The following is an 18129-nucleotide window of genomic DNA, read 5'->3' on the forward strand; positions in this document are numbered from 1 at the left end:
TCCTCCCACTCTTCCTTAATGTCCCAATAGCTTATCCCGCAAATGCTTAATCCGATCGCGCAATTTACCCGCCTCCTCAAACTCCAACTTCTTAGCCGCCGCCTTCATCTGCGCTTCCAAGCGCCCGATTAACTGAGGAATCTCATCCAAAGATAACTCGTTTACCTGTTCGTAAACCTCCTCCAACTGCTGAGAATTCAGCTTGCGCGACACATCCAAAAACGCCAAAATCGCATTACTCGATCGCTTTTTGGCGATCGGCTGCGGCGTAATCCCGTGCATCTTATTGTACGCTAGCTGAATCCCCCGGCGTCGATCCGTTTCGTCGATCGCCTTAACCATACTATCCGTCATATTATCCGCGTACAAAATAGCCTGTCCCTGAACGTGCCGCGCCGCCCTTCCAATCGTTTGAATCAACGAACGTCCCGATCGCAAAAACCCCTCTTTATCCGCATCCAAAATTACGACTAGCGAAACTTCCGGCAAATCCAAACCTTCCCGCAGCAAGTTAACACCAATCAATACATCAAACTTACCATCCTGCAAATCTTGGATAATTTCGATGCGTTGAATCGACTGAATTTCCGAGTGCAAATACCGCACTCTAATCGCCCTTTCCTGCAAATATTCGGTTAAATCTTCCGCCATCCGCTTGGTTAAAGTCGTCACCAAAACTCGCTCGTCTCGACTTACTCTTTCCTTAATTTCCCCCAACAAATCATCAATTTGTCCTTCCGTCGGGCGCACGAAAATTGTCGGATCTATTACTCCGGTAGGGCGAATTACTTGCTCTGCAACTCTGCCTTCCGATATTTCCATTTCCCAATCCCCAGGGGTAGCAGAAACAAAGATGCACTGATTTTCTTTTGCCCAGAATTCCTCTGCTTTTAAAGGGCGGTTATCGGCCGCGCTGGGCAAGCGAAAACCATGTTCAATCAATACTCTTTTCCGCGCTTGGTCGCCGTTGTACATTCCCCGAATTTGCGGCACTGTGACGTGAGATTCATCTATCACCAGCATCCAATCTTTCGGGAAATAATCAATCAAACATTCTGGCGGTTCCCCGGCATTTCTCCCTGCTAAATGCCGCGAATAATTCTCGACTCCGTTGCAGTAACCTACCTCGCGCAGCATTTCCAAATCGTAGCGCGTGCGCTGTTCTATTCGCTGAGCTTCTAATAGTTTACCCTGTTTTTCAAATTCTGCCAGTCGGTCTTCTAATTCGAGTTCTATTCCTTGACAAGCTGCCTCTAATTTATCTTCTGCCGTGACAAAGTGGCGCGCTGGATAAATATTTAAAGCCGTTGAACTTGCCATAATTTTACCGGTTACGGGGTCAACGTAGCGAATGGCATCGATTTGGTCGCCGAAGAATTCAACGCGAATAATTCTATCTTCGTAAGCGGGGCCAATTTCCAAAACATCGCCTTTGACGCGAAATTTGCCTCGGCCTAAATCTATATCGTTGCGGCTGTATTGGACGTTGACTAAATCGCGCAAAACTTGCCGCTGGTTGACTTCCATTCCTACTTGCAAAGGAATAGCCGCTTTCAGGTATTCTGCCGGCATTCCCAAACCGTAGATGCAGCTAATTGAAGCAACTACAATTACGTCGCGGCGTTCAAAGAGCGATCGCGTGGCTGAGTGCCGCAGCATATCGATCTCGTCGTTAATTGCTGCCGTTTTCTCAATGAAAGTATCGGTGACTGCGATGTATGCTTCAGGTTGGTAGTAGTCGTAATAACTGACAAAGTATTCGACTGCATTGTTCGGGAAAAAATTACGCAGTTCGTTGCACAGTTGAGCTGCCAGGGTTTTGTTGTGTGCTAGGACTAAGGTGGGTCTGCCGACTTTTTCAATCACCGAGGCAATGGAGAAGGTTTTGCCCGTACCTGTGGCACCGAGTAAGGTTTGAAATCGATCCCCGGCTTCGATGCCTTTGACGAGTTGGGCGATCGCTAGCGGTTGGTCGCCTGTGGGCTGGAAGGGCGCTTGCAATTGAAAAGATGCTGCCGCAGTTACCATAGGAAAATGTAGCTATTACCCATAAATCTTAACAAAAATGCCGGGATTCTGCAATTTGGTTAAAAAAATAGTTAGACTTTGTAATATTATTTTAATCATCGGCCGAAATAGCAAGCAGAAAGCCAAGAAAAGCAGTTGTCCGCACCCAGCAATCAACGCCCAAAAATAAGCGAGGAAAAGAATTATGGATACGAGCAGTACAGGTACAAGCAAAGGCAAAGCGATCGCCCGTCGCGGTAAAGGCAGTTCCAAAAGCCAACCGACACCACCCACGGATGCCAAAGCAACAGGAATCCAACTGTATCGGCCGCAACTCATGCATGACAACCGCCCTGTCGGCCCAGACGATTTTACCATCAGCGAGACCGTCTCGATGTCGGGGAACCGCCCGATCGGCACTAGCACCCTGCACCTCAGCGAAACCTACGGCATTGTAGGCAATCGCCCAGTCGAATCCAGCGACTTTGAAGTGGTTGCTACAATCGGCAATCGCCCGATCGGCTCCAGCGCCATGCAAGTCAGCGAAATGTTCAGTATGTCCGGTGCCCGCCCTATTGGTGTCAGCACTCTTCACATTGATGAAGTTTACTCCACAATGGGAGGTAATCGGCCAATTGCCTCAAACGAAATTGACGATAGCTCGGCATTAATGGGCTTCTTAGATTAATTAGTCAGTTGTTAGTTGTTAGTTGTTAGTTGTTAGTTGTTAGTTGTTAGTTGTTATCTGCTACCAATAACTAATAACTAATAACCACAGCCAACAGCCAACAGTCAACAGTCAACAGTCAACAGTCAACAGTCAACAGTCAACAGTCAACAGCCAACAGTCAACTAACTACTTCCCGATACCCTGATATTTACTCAATAAAGCAGCAAAGCGCTTGTAATCCACAGGCTTCCTCAAATACTCCGCCGCTCCCAATTCCAAACCCTGATTTTTGTCGTCCAAAAAAGTTATCATAATTACCGGAATATCAACCAAATCCGGATCGGCTTTCAACGCCGACAGCACCGCCCAGCCGTCCATACTCGGCATCATCACGTCCAGAAGAATCGCGTCGGGCAGCAACTCCTTAGCCAACAGAAGCCCCCCTTGACCGCTAGCCGACGATCGCACCCGAAATCCCTGTTTCGACAAGCAGCGGGTCATCAAATCCCGCGCGTCTGGATCGTCGTCAATCACCAGCACAGTAGCAGCATCGGGCAAATCCAGCGGTTGCGATCGCACTTCTTTTTGCTTCGCTTCTGTCGCCGCTGCACTCGTGTCTAACTCCTGGGAAGACTTCGCCTGCTTTTCTTCAATTTCTCGATCGTCCGGCGCTTCTTTCGGGTTTTTAACCGCAATCGGCAACCGGATCGTAAAACTAGAACCGCAGCCAAACTCGCTATCAACCGTAATGTCCCCGCCCATCATCTGACAAAATCTCCGGCTAATTGTCAGCCCCAAACCTGTGCCGCCGTATCTGCGGGTAGTAGAATCGTCCGCTTGAGCGAAAGCTCCGAACAGCCTCGACACCTGATCCTCAGTCATACCGATGCCGGTATCGGTTACTTGAAACACGATCGAAGGCTGTTGACACCGAGAGGGATCTGCCGAGAGTTCTTCGGAATTGTCGATCGGCAAAACCTCCCCTTCTTCTTTCCAAACATTAATCGTAATTTTGCCTCGATCGGTAAACTTAGCAGCATTGCTCGCCAAATTTAACAGCGCTTGCCGCAACTTCGACGAATCCGAGTAGATCGTGCCAATATTGCGATCGCAATTGACGATCAAAGTATTGCCATTTTTCCCTACCGTCGGTTGAACAGTAGTGACAACCTGCTCGATCAAATTCCACACCTCAAAACTCTCCAAGAAAAGAGTCATCTTCCCTGCTTCAATTTTAGAAATATCCAGGATGTCACTAATAATGGTGAGCAACTGCTTGCCGGCCATATTAATGCTTGCCAAATCCATCACAAACTCTTCTTCGCCGAGTTCCAGAGCCTCTTCTTGCAGCAGCTCGCTGTAGCCGATAATCGCATTCAAGGGCGTCCGCAACTCGTGAGTCATATTTGCCAAAAAAGTGCTTTTCGCCCGGTTGGCAGCTTCGGCAGCATTCTTAGCGACTTCCAATTCCCCCGATCGTTCCTCTAGCTGCCGCTGGCGCACTTCCAAACCGTTGAGCAAACTGCTAATTTGCTGAGCCATTGTATTGAGAGTAGAAGATAGCACCCCGATCGCGTCATTAGAAACAATAGGCGATCGAGCCGTCAAATCACCGCTGGCCATCTGTTCCGCAGTTTTCCGCAGCAAGCCGAGATTCCGAATAATTGCCGACACCGACACAAAAGCCACGATCCCCGCGATCGAACTCAAACCCAAAGCTGCCAGCAGCCAGTGCTGAGTGCGGCTCGCCACAAAGAGAGTTTGCTGCACCAGAACCGCCATGGCTGCCTCAGAAACCGCCGCCGCCGGATCTGAGGCAGCCTCTATTGTCAGCAAATAGTTCTTCATCTCTACAGAACCCATCCACCCGACTCCCACCGCCATCCAAGTTATCAGCACCAAGATGACAAACAGCCCGCTCAAAGACGCCCGAGTTCCCAGAGAAATCCCCCTCGTAGCCAGTGCCGCCGCCCAAGGATAGCTTTTGAGAAAAGGATCTGGCGGAACCGGTGCGTCGGAATTCCAAATCTCCTCAATTTGACCGTCCACCCTCACCTTGCCAATCCGCACTGTTTTCCAAATATGCTGAGTTTGGGCATCTATTTTTACCTTGCCCGAAGGCGCTGCAAACTCAATATTTTTAGCAGCCGCCCTGACTTTAACCACATCTGTCGAACCAGCTTTTTCTACTGCTTGCTTCCACAGGTAAACGCCCAAATAAGCCGCTGCGATCGGGTCATCCGTGACTCGATTTTCCCCGTATCGGGCTTTATAAGCCTTGACAAATTTACGATTTTCCGGTGTATCCACCGTTTGAAAATAGTTCCAAACCACCAAATGCCCAGCAATATTGGACGGCCCGATCGCCCGCACTTCTTCTTCTGCTACGCTGACCGACATCACCGGCAAATCCTCGGGTTTCACGCCAGCTTCCCGCAACTTTTGGAAAAAAGCCACATTGCTGTCGCCGTTGAGAGTGTTGAGAATAGCATCCGGTTTCACTGCTAAGATATGTGCGATCGCCTCGCCCACTTCCCTCGAACCCAGCGGCAGATACACTTCCCCCGCCAACTCTCCCCCCTGTGCCGCCAGTTGAGCTTTCACAATCCGATTTGCCGTGCGGGGAAAGATATAATCCGAACCCAACAGGAAAATTTTCCGCTTCCCCTGTGCCAGCAAGTAATTCACCCCAGGCACAATCTGTTGGTTCGGGGCAGCACCAGTGTAGAAAATATTCGGACACTGTTCTAGCCCTTCATACTGCACCGGATAGAACAGCAACCCCTTGCCGCGCTCGAAAGCCGGCTGTACAGCTTTGCGGCTCGCCGAAGTCCAACAGCCAAATACCACCGCCACCTGCGCTTCTAGGAGCAATTGCTTAGCTTTTTGAGCAAAAGTCTGCAAATCGCTGGCTCCATCTTCTATAACCGCTTCCAAGGGGCGTCCGAGCACCCCTCCCGCCGCATTAATTTCCTCAACAGCCAACAGCGTCGCATCTTTAACAGAAATTTCGCTGATGGACATCGTGCCCGTCAGCGAATGCAACACACCTATTTTGATCGGCTCACGAGTCTGGCCGGCTGCTTCGAGGGGGTTACTGCTCCTTGCTCCCATAGGGTTTTAGATAATTTTTACCGAAAAATGGGGTTTAAAGCCCCGCACTTAAGTGCGGCTTTTATCTAGGACTTTCCTTGATAAAAAGTGCTGAGGTTTGATATAATCATACCATGATAGCTAAAGAAAGGGTTATCCCAAATTCAAAAAGCACTGTCGCTCTGTAGAGTACAAGGTGTCAGGCGGGAAACTAAGCTGTTGCACCTTTAAACTGTGATACAAGCATTACCCTTGTTTTGGATTTTTCGCTCCCATTTAATTATTAATTGTCCCTATTTTAAGAGGATCTGCCATAAATTCTCTAGCTCTTCAATTGATGTAAATAGCCGAGGGGCAATATATTCTTTTGGCGAATGCCATACTAATTCAATTAAGTTATAGTCGGGGCTGTATTCGGGAATAAATTATAAATAAAGATTAGGCATTTCTGTTTCATTGTTTTTTCAGATACTCTTCTTTATTAGGAAAACTATAGCCTTTCTCAGAAAGATGAGGTACTCATGGGCATAGGGCATAGGGCATAGGGCATAGGGCATAGGGGATAGGGCATAGGGCATACCTCACTTTTTTGAGAACCGCTATAGCATTATCAAAAAGAATCACTATTTTTCCTTTTTTTTGCCACTTGTGAGGCTTGATTACCTGTTTCTATCCATTCATTAATTAATTAGCTCTTCCTGAAAAAACTTTAGCACTTGATAAAAATTATGTGAATTACCTTTAGTGATCAACTCTACCCACCTTTTTTTATCTGAATACATCACTCCTCCCATTACATTAACTCTTCCCTTTCTTCTGTCTCCTCTGACATTTTTTCTGCTGCCTTTTTTACACCAGTTCTTTCTTCTGGTGACTTTTAAACTAAATCCACTCTCCTCCCAAAACCAGACCTGTAATCGTTCGGGAGTGGATTTTTCTATTTTTAAATATTCGGCTATTTTTATTTGAAACGCTGTTATTTTTTCGGGATTTCTCTTGGAATCTAGGCTAGAGTTTTCCCAAATGTAAACATACTTTTTTTTCTTTACTATCCTCATAACTTTTCCTCCACTTAATTTTATTACTGTGGATTTATCTAAGTATGTTGCTAGTCTCTGCGGGAGCATCTCATATTTGTAAAAACACTTCTTCTGGCTCCTTCCTTCTGACTCTTTCCTCGCAGCAAGAGAGCCTCGCAGCAAGAGAGCCTCAGAACTCCAATTTCTAGCTTGGCTGCTTTCATTGAGATGCTCCCGTCTCTGCGCTGTCCATCTGAGAAAATCATCTCCTAATTCTTGAGGGTCTCTCTCTATGGTTGTTAATAATATTTCTATCAATCCTGATTTCAACAGTGTCAGTAATTGAAAATACAAAGAATTGCCACTGCCCGTCGGCATGACAATCATCATATCCCGTTTTTGTAAAGCAGCTTCGACAATTTCCTGCTGCCCCGGGTTCAAAGAGTCATAGCCAAAAAAATGTTTGAGAACTTGTTCCAGGGACAGCGGCACAGAAGATGTTGGCGGATTAGACGCTGACATTTGCAGTAGTTGTTGGTTGGATTCTACAGTCTTTCATGCTTTTGGAGAACAAGTACACTGAGTGCGATCGCACAAAATTCGTTAAGCAGAGAAACCGATACTTTTAATCGGGGTTTAGACCCATAGTGATGGTAGCGATAGTGATGGGTTTGGGCCCTCACAGAAGTCATCCCCAAATGGAAAGCCGTTATCAACAGCAAAACCTTCTATTTTACTTTAATTCGTTACATACCCAGATTAGATGGTCAATTAATTGCTTTAATTGCTGCTACAAACTAACAGCAATCAATATTTCTTTACAATGTTCGGAATCTGGACTTCACAAACAAGCGTCAAAAATTGATGGTTTTTGAATCCTGAATGTCAATTTCTGTGTAGATATACGTATACCGGACACAACATTTGCCTCGCCACGCTTTACAGAATCTTCATAAATCTCCGTATAATTACGGTAAATTTATAAAGATTCGGTAAAGATTGCCCTTACAGGTAGCCAAAACCACGATTCTGTAAGTTAAACTGGGAGCCAGCCAAAACCACACTTACGTAATCACCACATAATCCTGAAAAAACGCAATTTTATATATCCTAAAGGCGTTGAAGGGATGCCGTAACTAAGGGGTGTTAGTCGGACATATCGACAAACAGTTTTTAAGCCCACTAGGTTGCAACTAAACCAATAAAAATTGCTCATAACCGGGTTAGTTGTCATTCAAAAAATTTGAAACAAATTTTTGACAGGGTAAGTTATGAAAAAAATTTTAGGGGTTAAAAATCACATTTTTAAAACCCAAGAAGCCTTGGAAAATTTCCCGGGTATTCAGAAAATTTTCGAGGAAGTCGGTGCAGAACCGACTTTAGTGGCGAAATTAAATACAGCCTGTGAAATTTGCGAGTTTCAACTCGGAGATGAAATCACTCAATATCAAACATCAGATAATAGCAACAATTTAGTTGAAAAAGAACAGAGCGATTCCCTACGGGATAGCTTCGCTTCACGCAATTTTTATTTAGTTTGCGAGGGAAGAGTCAGGCTGCTAGCGGTAGAAGCGTCTCAACAGCAGGAGATTTCGGCGGTGGTACTGGAAGTCGGAGCAATATTTGGGACAGATAACCTATTTATTGAAAGCGGACTGCCTTACAGGGCAATTGCGGCCGGCACTTGCCAAATCGGTCGAATTGCGGCTACCACATTGCAGCTTATTTTAGAGGAATTCCCGCAACTGCAACAGCACTTGCAGCAAGAATTTCAAGAGCGACAGCGGTTAATATTTTTCAAGACACAAACAGATTTGCGATCGCTCCCTCCCCACCAACAACAGCTTCTGTGGCCCCACTTACTTCCTTACACAGAAGAAAGCCGAATTCCTGCCGGAGTTTCCCTCGCTGAGCATTCCCAAAACTCCAACAATCATTTTTGGCTCCGCAGCGGTCAAATTCAAGGTCAAGCACCGCCAATTCTCGGCAGTAACTGGGAACATTCAGATCTAAAGAGCGACTGGATAGCGGTAACAGACCTGCTAATTTACCAGCTTAGCAGCGAACAGTGGGAAATCGCCAAAGCCCGAATTAGTTCCGAAAGCAATTCCCGCCATAAAATCATCCGCAAACCTCCAATTTTAAGCTTAGTAACGCCGCCCCAAGATGCCAGATCTACCTCACAAACCGAGCCATCAAAATTAACCGCAGTTGCTCAGCAAAAAACCGCACCCGGAATCATCAGCTTTCCCAAACCCAAGCAGCGGCGCTGGTTGAGCAGCAGACACCCATTCATTCAACAACAGAGCGCAGCAGATTGTGGAGCTACTTGCTTAGCGATGATTAGCGAGTATTGGGGTAAAAAATTCAGCCTAAATTACTTGCGCGAATTAGCAGAAATAGGCCGCAGCGGGGCCTCGCTCAAGAGTCTGGCAAAAGCAGCGGAAAGGATGGGATTTCAAACCCGTCCCGTGCGAGCTTCTTTAACTCCGCTGCGAAATCAAAATCCCTGGATTGCTCACTGGCAAGGCAATCACTACGTGGCAGTTTACCGCTTTAAAAATCAACAGGTTTTAGTGGCTGATCCGGCTGCGGGCAAGCGGTGGATGAGCATTAAAAGTTTTACCGACAATTGGACTGGGTACGCCCTAATTTTAGACCCGACAGCGGAACTATACCGCAATCACACTGCCGAACATCAAGGCATCAAACTTAAAAACTTTGTTGGCATAATCTGGCCCTACCGGGCTGCGATCGCCCAAATTCTGATCCTCTCCTTGTTGCTCCAATTATTTGGTCTAGTTACTCCCCTATTTACCCAAGTAATTCTCGATCAAGTGGTTGTCAGTAAAAGCGTAGTAACTTTGCACGTTTTTGCGATCGGACTGCTGCTGTTTAGTGTTTGGCGAACGCTGTTGGGTGCAACGAGACAGTATTTGCTGGATTATTTGTCGAATCGCATTGACCTGACTTTAATTAGTGGTTTTATCAGTCACACTCTCAGTTTGCCGATCAAGTTTTTTGAATCTCGTCAGGTGGGCGATATCTTGACGCGGGTTCAGGAAAATCAAAAAATTCAGGCATTTTTGACTCGCCAAGCTATTACGGCTTGGTTGGATGCTTTGATGGCTGTAGTTTACATCGGACTGATGGTTTACTATAACTGGCGTCTGGCGTTGTTGGTGCTGGCGTTGATTCCGCCGATCGTGATTTTGACTTTAGTGGCAACTCCCTTTCTGCGAAAAGTGTCCCGGGAGATTTTTACCGAAAGTGCCAAGCAAAATTCATCTTTGGTGGAAATGATTACTGGGGTAGCGACGGTTAAGGCAACTGCTGCTGAGCGAGAAATGCGCTGGCGCTGGGAAGACCAATTAACTTGCATGGTTAATGCTAAATTTCGCGGGCAGAAGTTGGCGAATTCTTTGCAGGTGATCGGGGGTGGGATTAATACTTTGGGGAGCACGGCTTTGCTGTGGTACGGGGCAATGCTGGTGATTCAAGATGAGTTGACGATCGGTCAATTTGTGGCTTTTAATATGATGATTGGGAGCGTGATTTCTCCTGTGCTTTCAGTGGTGGGACTTTGGGATGAGTTTCAAGAAGTGCTGGTTTCGATCGAGCGTTTGGATGATGTATTCTCTGCCCAACCTGAAGAAAGCCCTTACAAGCCAATGCTGGTGCTGCCTCGCATTCAGGGAAACGTCAAGTTTGACAATGTTTCTTTCCGTTATGCTCAGGATGAGGAACGCAATACGCTGCAAAATCTTTCCTTTGAGGTGCAAGCTGGAGAAACTGTGGCAATTGTCGGCCGCAGCGGTTCCGGTAAGAGCACTTTGGTAAAGCTGCTGCAAGGTTTCTATTATCCAGAAAAGGGGCGGCTGACAATTGACGGCCACGATATTCGGCACATTTCTTTGCAGTCGCTGCGAGTTCAGTTGGGTGTTGTTCCTCAAGATTGTTTCTTGTTTTCGGGAACGATTTTGGAAAATATTACGCTGTATAAAAACGGAAACGATGCTGGTTCTGCAAGCTTGGAACAGGCGATAGAAGTGGCGAAGCTAGCAGAAGCTCACGCTTTTATTCAAGATATGCCACTGGGTTATCAAACTCCTGTGGGGGAAAGGGGAACGAGTTTGTCTGGGGGCCAGCGACAACGAATTGCGATCGCCCGCGCTCTTTTGGGCGATCCCCGAATTTTGGTTTTGGATGAAGCAACTTCTTCGCTGGATACCGAATCTGAGCGCAGGTTTCAGCAAAATCTCGCCCGCATTAGTCGCGATCGCACTTCGTTTATTATCGCTCATCGGTTGTCTACGGTGCGTAATGCCGATCGAATTTTGGTTTTAGACAAAGGCATTTTAGCCGAACAAGGCAACCACGACGAATTGATGGCTGAACGCGGACTTTACTATCACCTCGCTCAGCAACAACTCGATCTTTAAGTCATTAGTCATTAGTCATTAGTCATTAGTCATTGGTCATTGGTCATTAGTCATTGGTCATTAGTCATTAGTCATTAGTCATTAGTCATTAGCAACACAAGGCTAAAGATAATTTTCATATCATGTCCGCTCGATTAACCATAATATCCCTGTCGAGCGGGTTTTTGAGATTGTCAATTATTGGCAGGTATTGTTGGTGAACCCGCCCTACAAAAATCGCGGTCGCTCGACCGGACATGATATCACTTACTCCTGACTCCTGACTCCTGACTGATAGCTCCTAACAACTGCCAACTGCCAACAGTCAACAGACTAATTTGGAGGAAATAAAATGTTTTCAGAAGATGCCAAAGAATTAGGCCACGCTCCTAACGAAATAGGTGAAGTCTATGGGGGCGTAGCTTCTAGGCAAGAAAACGAACCCAGAAAAAAAGACCGATCTTTAGAAGTTGTCGAATCTCAAAATCGCTCTTCTCAAACTCATGACGGTATCAATATTGCCAAATTACAGTTACGGCAGCCTGATGCCAATAATTGGTCTACTTCTTTGCACTCGGTACTCGACCAGCCGCCAGTATCTTTTCCCCAGCGGTTGATATTAGGAGGAATGGTTTTTTCCGTAGCTTTTGGAGCGTGGGCAACTTTGGGAAAAATTGACGAGGTTGGTCATGCTCAGGGCAAATTAGTTCCCAAAGGCGCTGTTTACAAAATTCACCCGACGGAGACGGGAAAAATTATTAACCTCGCTATCAAAGAAGGTCAAAAAATCAAAGCTGGACAATTATTGGCTGAATTAGACCCGTCGAATGCCCAGAGCGAGGTGGAGCGTCTTGATAAAATTCTGGACGCTTATCGACTTCAATTGGTGCAAGAGATGAGTTCGATCGAGAGAACTCGACTGGAAGTTGAAGCGAGCCAAGCTATTGCTGCTGCGGACCAGCGGGGGGCGGAAGCTGCGATCGCCCGTGCGATCGCTTCAGCCGCCACCACGCAGTCTCAAATCGGGCAATTGCAAGCAGATGTAGTGTCTCAGCAAGCGCGCAAGCAACAGCTCAAACCTCTGGAAAACAATGTACAAGACTTGCTCTCGCAACTGAAAACAGATATTAACTCGCAGCAAGGGCGGCGCGATCAGGTGAAACCGTTGCAACGCAAGACTCAAGAATTGCTGGCCGGGTTGCAAGCAAAAGTGGCTGCTCACAAAGAGCGGATCGCGCGTCTCAAACCTTTGGTAGATGAAGGAGCTCTGTCAAAAGACGTATTGTTTCAAGCTGACGAAGCTCTGCGAGAAAGCGAAAATGCGGTGATTAGAAGCCAGTTGGGGGACACAACTCAGGCTGACGATCGCGCCTTTGAAGTTGAGCAAACCGTTCGCGACAGGCAAAGTGCTGCCATCAGGAGTCAACTGTCTGATGCAACTGGGGTTAAGGAAAGGTTGTTTGAAGTCGAGCAAAATTTGCGCGATCGAACTAGCGCCATTTCTAGAACCCAAGGTGAATTAACTCAACAACTGGCAGAAGTCGATCGACTGCAAGCCGAAGCCGCCAGCAAACAAGCCGCAGCGCGCCAAACCCAGTTAGAAAAAGAGCAAAAAATTCAGCAGTTGGAAATGCAATTAAATCAAGTCAAATCCAAAATTGCCGAAACCCAAACCCTGCTCGATCAAGCAAAAAATAAGCTCAAACAAAGATTTCTCTACGCACCCGTCAGCGGAGTGATTTCCGCACTCAACATTCACAACAAAGGCGAAGTAGTCCAACCGGGTCAAACTATTGCAGAAATGACTCCGAATCAGGCTCCGCTAGTGCTGGAAGTCAGTTTGCCGAACCGAGAAGCGGGATTTGTCAAAACCGGAATGCCGGTGCAAGTCAAATTCGATGCTTTTCCTTATCAAAATTACGGCGTGATTCCGGGAAAAGTTTTATCTATTTCACCGGATGCCAAAACAGACGAGCGATTGGGTGTTTTTTACCGGGTGGAAGTGAGTATCGATCGAGACTCAGTGAAAGCCAAAAATCAAACCTGGAAACTCAAAGCTGGCCAGACAGCTACTGCGGAAATTGTCATTCGCCAGCGCAGCATAGCCGACATTTTGCTTGACCCTCTCAAGCAGCTACAAAAGGGCGGCATGAGTTTGTAGAAATTAGTCATTAGTCAGCAGTCATTAGTCAACAGTCAACAGTCAGCAGTCAACAGTCAGCAGTCAACAGTCAGCAGTCAACAATCAACAGTCAACAGTCTACCCATTTACACAAAACAGGATAAAATAATGAATTCCCAATTTCACCATTCTGCTAATCATCCCCAAGTTGGAATCAAACCAGAACAATTGGATGAGATAATTTCAGCGATTCTGGCAGGAAAGTATTCTTGGGCTTGTTTTTTACTTTTGCGGTGCACGGGTTACAACCCCCTCGACTATATCCCTTACCGTACTTCCAACCGCTTGCTTAAGGAAAACAGTCAAATCAGCAAGTCGAGTAAATCGGAAACTAAGTCTGCATTGGGCAAAATTGCTGATTTAGATCATCTGGAGGTGGTGAGGGAAAAACGAGCCGGAGTTCGAGGGGGTTATGTAACTGAGGCTTTTAGCGAGTTGCACTCAGATACCGCAGGTTGTGTAGCTGAATTCGCCGGGACCGGTTCACCTATCTCGGCGCCGGCGGTTGATGTTCACAATCAACGATTTTTGGCGGGATTTAAGACGCGCTGGTTTAATTGGGCGGGTAAGTAATTTAGTCGATTGACCGACAACCCGATTGCGGGCGTTGGGTATACCAGTTTTTTGGTTGACTCACCGCGGGCGATCGGGTTTTTCAGTATCTAACATCCGCACTTTCGATAAATCTGCCAAAATGGCAACCTTAGCCAAATTAATTACTTTATACTCAGAAACCCGATTTTAGCTATTGTGGATTTATACTGCTTTGCGATGGAGTCTAATACAGTTATCCCTCTGTTTCGGCAATGCCCTTTATACTCAATTTTATTGAGTAGCCTACCTTTTTCGGTTTCATTCGCGGTCAAAATTAATCTGCCAAAATGGCAACACAGGTCGGATTATCCTAGCTATCTTAAATACAGAACAACCACAGGTTGCTGCTAGCTACAAACTCACAAACAAAAAGGACAAAAGCCATGATTATTTCCGACTTGAACTACTTGGAAACTGCTGAAACTTCTGTTGTTGGTGGATTCAACTTGGGCTATGACTTTAGCAAAATCTATTTCTCTGAATACTTTACAATCAAAAAAGACGTTGTGTCGAAGACCTATGTCAAGGGTAATCTTGCTACTGCGGAAGCTGATGCTTATGGTAGTGATACTTTGACCCAAACCTTCGCTATAGTCGATCCCTACTCTTCTACGAGCGTCTCGATTGCTGCTACTAACTAATCCTTAGCAGTTGTTCACTCCGAAAATAAAATCAACAGCCAAAATAGAGGGTATCCTAGCTGAGAAGGCTCTCTATTTCCATGGCTGTAAATTCCAGAATAACTTACCTTTTTGGTTTTTATTCCTGGTTAAACTAATCTGCCAAAATGGCAACACAGGTCAGATGATCTCAGCTATCTTAAATACAGAACAACCACAGGTTGCTGCAAGCGATCAACTCACAAATAAAAAGGACAAAAGCCATGATTATTTCCGACTTGAACTACTTGGAAACTGCTGAAACTTCTGTTGTTGGTGGATTCAACCTGGGCTATGACTTTAGCAAAATCTATTTCTCTGAATACTTTAACATCAAGAAAGATGTTGTGTCGAAGACCTATGTCAAGGGTAATCTTGCTACTGCGGAAGCTGATGCTTATGGTTACGATACTTTGACCCAAACCTTCGCTATTGTCACTCCAACTTCTTCTACTAGCGTTTCGGTAGCTGCTACTAACTAATCCTTAGTAGTTGTTAGTTTGAGAATGAAAATAACAGCCGAAACAGAGGGCATCCTAGCTGAGGATGCTCTTTATTTCAATCTCTGTAAATCCCTGGTCAACTTGCCTATTTTGTTGTCATTACCGTCAAAATTAATCTGCCAAAATGGCAACACAGGTCGGATTATCTTAGCTATCTTAAATACAGAACAACCACAGGTTGCTGCTAGCTACAAACTCACAAACAAAAAGGACAAAAGCCATGATTATTTCCGATCTGAACTACTTGGAAACTGCTGAAACTTCTGTTGTTGGTGGATTCAACTTGGGCTATGACTTTAGCAAAATCTATTTCTCTGAATACTTTAAGTAGTAAGACACAATTAATTACACAAAAGTTTTGCTACAAGCCTTGTCTAGTAAAAAATTAGCAAAAAATCAGTGTGTAATTAATTCTGTCCAATTACTTACAATCAAAAAAGACGTTGTGTCGAAGACCTATGTCAAGGGTAATCTTGCTACTGCGGAAGCTGATGCTTATGGTAGTGATACGTTGACTCAAACCTTCGCTGTTGTATATCCATGGAGTTCTACTAGCGTCTCGGTAGCTGCTACCAACTAATCCTTGCCAGTCAAATAGTAGGGCTATTTCATTCTCATCTACTAAACCATAAAAAATTACTTTAATTAGTAGATAAATGGAGATAGCTCTACTTGAAAAAACCCGGAAAACCACTTAATCTAGAGATAGTTTATGACTTTCTTTTAGAAAAGAGTTTAAGGAGTAATCTGAAAGTAATTGAGTTTGCCGATAAATCTGGTGACCCAACGATGAAAAATCTATTAATCATCTCTGACTTAAGTTATTTAGAACCGATTAACGAAAGCAGCATTGTGGTAGGTGGTGGCAATGTTTATGCGGATACATTCGCCACAACAACAGCAGGTTATGGATCTGCCATCGCTGTTGCAGGTGGACTTGCCATTGGTGATGAGACTTATACAAATACTACTGCCAACACAACGGTTAAAGACTTGGGTAGTCTTGAGTATAGTAGAGCCAAGGCAACAGGCACAGCCTATGCAAAGACTGGAAACCAAACTGCTTCATCTACAATTCGCAGCACTTCTATTTCATTTTTTGGGCGTTAATAATCTCACCCGATAGGAAGAGGATGGATAATGCTGTGTTTCAGACATCCTCTCAGGAGGATTAGGGGGAGTATAATTGGTGAGGAAAAAATTATATGCAGATTGAGAAAATTGAGAATTTTGAAACATTTAAGAAAATCAGAGAAAATTGGGATTCTGTATACGCGGCAGATCATCAGGCTCAGTTCTTCTTATCCTGGATTTGGTTATCTGGATGGTTGCAGATGGTGCATGAGCCGTGGTTCATATTAGCTGCAAAACCAGATACCAAAGATTCATCCTATGTTGCTTTTTTGCCTCTAAAAAATTCATTAATCCACCAGGATGGAGGCGGCTTTGAAACTGAAATCTGCATGGCCGGAAATAGCATGGCAGATTACACAGGACTTATTTGCCTGCCTGGTTATGAAGCAGAAGTAATTCCTGCTTTTGCTGCTTACATTCAGCAAAAGTTAGTATGGTCTAGTTTCAATGTAAAAAGTATTCTAGAAACAGATACACGGATGTCTCTCTTCTTGAGTAATTTCTCTGCCGATAGTTTTGAACTCAGTCAACTCCGCATTCAAAGTGTGAATGAAGAAGAACCCGATATTTATCTTGCTCCTTATGTTTCATTACCCGATGACTGGGAGCAATATCTACAAAACTACGTCGGTGTCAATACTCGTCAAAAAATCAGACGCTTTTTAAGGAAAGTTGACAAATCTGATGAGTTTTATATCACCCAGGTTGACGCAGACAATTTGGAATCTCATCTTGAGATATTACTCAAGTTCTGGGAGTCCAGATGGAAAAAGCAAAAAGGGGATACCTTTGAGGTAATCATGGGTTACAATCGCCTTATTTTACGTCATTGTTTTGAACATAACTGTCTGTATCTTTCGGTTCTGTGGAAAGGAGACATACCTTTAGGGGCGATCGCCAACTTTGTTGATTTTCAGCAAAAATCCATGTTATTTGTGATTACAGGTCGCGATCAAACCTTTAAAAATCCTCCACCTGGGCTTATCCTCCATGCTGATGCAATCAGATACGCGATTCAAAATGGATTTAAAGTGTACGACTTTTTAATGGGAAATGAGGAATATAAGTATTCTTTTGGAGCTAAAGATCGGCACATTCAGCATATCGTAGCCACATACAAGAATGGCCAGAACAGACAACAGGATGTTAGGGATCTTCTTCCTTTAGCACTTCATCTCGCTGTTCGGGATCATCGAGCGAACCGACTCACCAAAGCTGAACAGGGATACCATCAGATTCTGAAAGCTCAATCAAATCACCCAGAAGCACTCTATGGACTGGGGGTGTTGATGAGACAAAAAGGCGATTATCAAACTGCCGAAAATTTACTGAAAAACCTGCTTCAGGTGCAGCCAAATTCTATCAAGGCTTTATTTAGTTTGGGGAATTTATATCAAACTCAAGATCGGTTATCCGACGCGATAGAAGCCTATCATCAAATCCTAGCTATACAGCCTGATGCGATCGCCACATACAATAACCTTGGCTATGCTCTACAGCAGCAAGGAAAATGGGAAGATGCGATCGCCTATTATCAAAAAGCACTAGAACTACAGCCTAATTGCGTTGAAGCTGAGGTGAACTTAGCCAATGCACTTCATGCTCAAGGAAAGCTATCCTTAGAGAAACAAGCTCATTACGCGGCAATGAACAATGATTTCGGCTCCAAATGTAAACAAGTAGGCGATTTAAAAACAGCGATCGCCTACTATCGACAGTCCATCTCTATGAAACCTGATTTAGCAGAGGCTCACTATAATTTGGCTCAAGTGATGCAAGAACAAGCTGAACATCAAACCGCAACTATCTGCGATCAAAAAACTCCCATACTAGCCTAGTAGTCCGCC

At 45.1% G+C, this 18129-nt stretch carries 11 protein-coding genes and 1 pseudogene; 8 read left to right on the forward strand and 4 right to left on the reverse strand.

Going from position 1 to position 18129, the window contains the following annotated elements:
* Window positions 1-15 precede the first annotated feature (15 nt).
* On the reverse strand, window positions 16-2028 hold the full coding sequence (gene uvrB / locus QUA43_RS00885; protein ID WP_333370200.1) for an excinuclease ABC subunit UvrB: 2013 nt from the start codon (window positions 2026-2028) through the stop codon (window positions 16-18).
* Between the two features lie 184 nt (window positions 2029-2212).
* Between uvrB and QUA43_RS00890 the strand changes: the two genes are divergently transcribed.
* Window positions 2213-2695 carry a hypothetical protein gene (locus QUA43_RS00890; protein WP_333370202.1) on the forward strand — a complete coding sequence of 161 codons (483 nt, stop codon included), beginning with the start codon at window positions 2213-2215 and terminating at the stop codon, window positions 2693-2695.
* Between the two features lie 168 nt (window positions 2696-2863).
* Here the strand turns inward: QUA43_RS00890 and urtA are convergent, their stop codons facing one another.
* The 3 genes and pseudogenes from urtA to QUA43_RS00905 form a co-directional block, all read right to left on the reverse strand.
* Window positions 2864-5791, reverse strand: coding sequence for an urea ABC transporter substrate-binding protein (gene urtA / locus QUA43_RS00895; protein ID WP_333370204.1), 2928 nt, complete (start codon window positions 5789-5791; stop codon window positions 2864-2866).
* A 344-nt stretch (window positions 5792-6135) separates the two neighbouring features.
* Window positions 6136-6225, reverse strand: a pseudogene (locus QUA43_RS30745) (hypothetical protein); the annotation flags it as partial.
* Between the two features lie 225 nt (window positions 6226-6450).
* Window positions 6451-7311, reverse strand: coding sequence for a transposase (locus tag QUA43_RS00905; protein WP_333370206.1), 861 nt, complete (start codon window positions 7309-7311; stop codon window positions 6451-6453).
* Between the two features lie 749 nt (window positions 7312-8060).
* Between QUA43_RS00905 and QUA43_RS00910 the strand changes: the two genes are divergently transcribed.
* From QUA43_RS00910 to QUA43_RS00940, 7 genes are all read left to right on the forward strand, one after another.
* On the forward strand, window positions 8061-11231 hold the full coding sequence (locus QUA43_RS00910) for a peptidase domain-containing ABC transporter (protein ID WP_333370208.1): 3171 nt from the start codon (window positions 8061-8063) through the stop codon (window positions 11229-11231).
* 331 nt (window positions 11232-11562) lie between these two features.
* Window positions 11563-13371: an HlyD family efflux transporter periplasmic adaptor subunit gene (locus tag QUA43_RS00915; protein ID WP_333370210.1), complete on the forward strand. Its 1809-nt coding sequence runs from the start codon at window positions 11563-11565 to the stop codon at window positions 13369-13371.
* Between the two features lie 129 nt (window positions 13372-13500).
* Entirely contained in the window at window positions 13501-13965 is a 465-nt protein-coding gene (locus QUA43_RS00920) for a HetP family heterocyst commitment protein (protein WP_333370212.1), read from the forward strand.
* A 404-nt stretch (window positions 13966-14369) separates the two neighbouring features.
* On the forward strand, window positions 14370-14627 hold the full coding sequence (locus QUA43_RS00925) for a hypothetical protein (RefSeq protein ID WP_333370214.1): 258 nt from the start codon (window positions 14370-14372) through the stop codon (window positions 14625-14627).
* 242 nt (window positions 14628-14869) lie between these two features.
* Complete coding sequence (locus QUA43_RS00930; RefSeq protein WP_333370216.1) at window positions 14870-15127, forward strand: hypothetical protein; 258 nt, start codon at window positions 14870-14872, stop codon at window positions 15125-15127.
* 693 nt (window positions 15128-15820) lie between these two features.
* On the forward strand, window positions 15821-16258 hold the full coding sequence (locus QUA43_RS00935; RefSeq protein ID WP_333370218.1) for a TonB-dependent receptor: 438 nt from the start codon (window positions 15821-15823) through the stop codon (window positions 16256-16258).
* Window positions 16259-16353: 95 nt separating this feature from the next.
* Window positions 16354-18120 carry a GNAT family N-acetyltransferase gene (locus QUA43_RS00940; RefSeq protein WP_333370220.1) on the forward strand — a complete coding sequence of 589 codons (1767 nt, stop codon included), beginning with the start codon at window positions 16354-16356 and terminating at the stop codon, window positions 18118-18120.
* Window positions 18121-18129 lie beyond the last annotated feature (9 nt).

It is taken from the genome of Microcoleus sp. N9_B4 (assembly GCF_036701635.1).
Lineage (GTDB): Bacteria > Cyanobacteriota > Cyanobacteriia > Cyanobacteriales > Microcoleaceae > Microcoleus.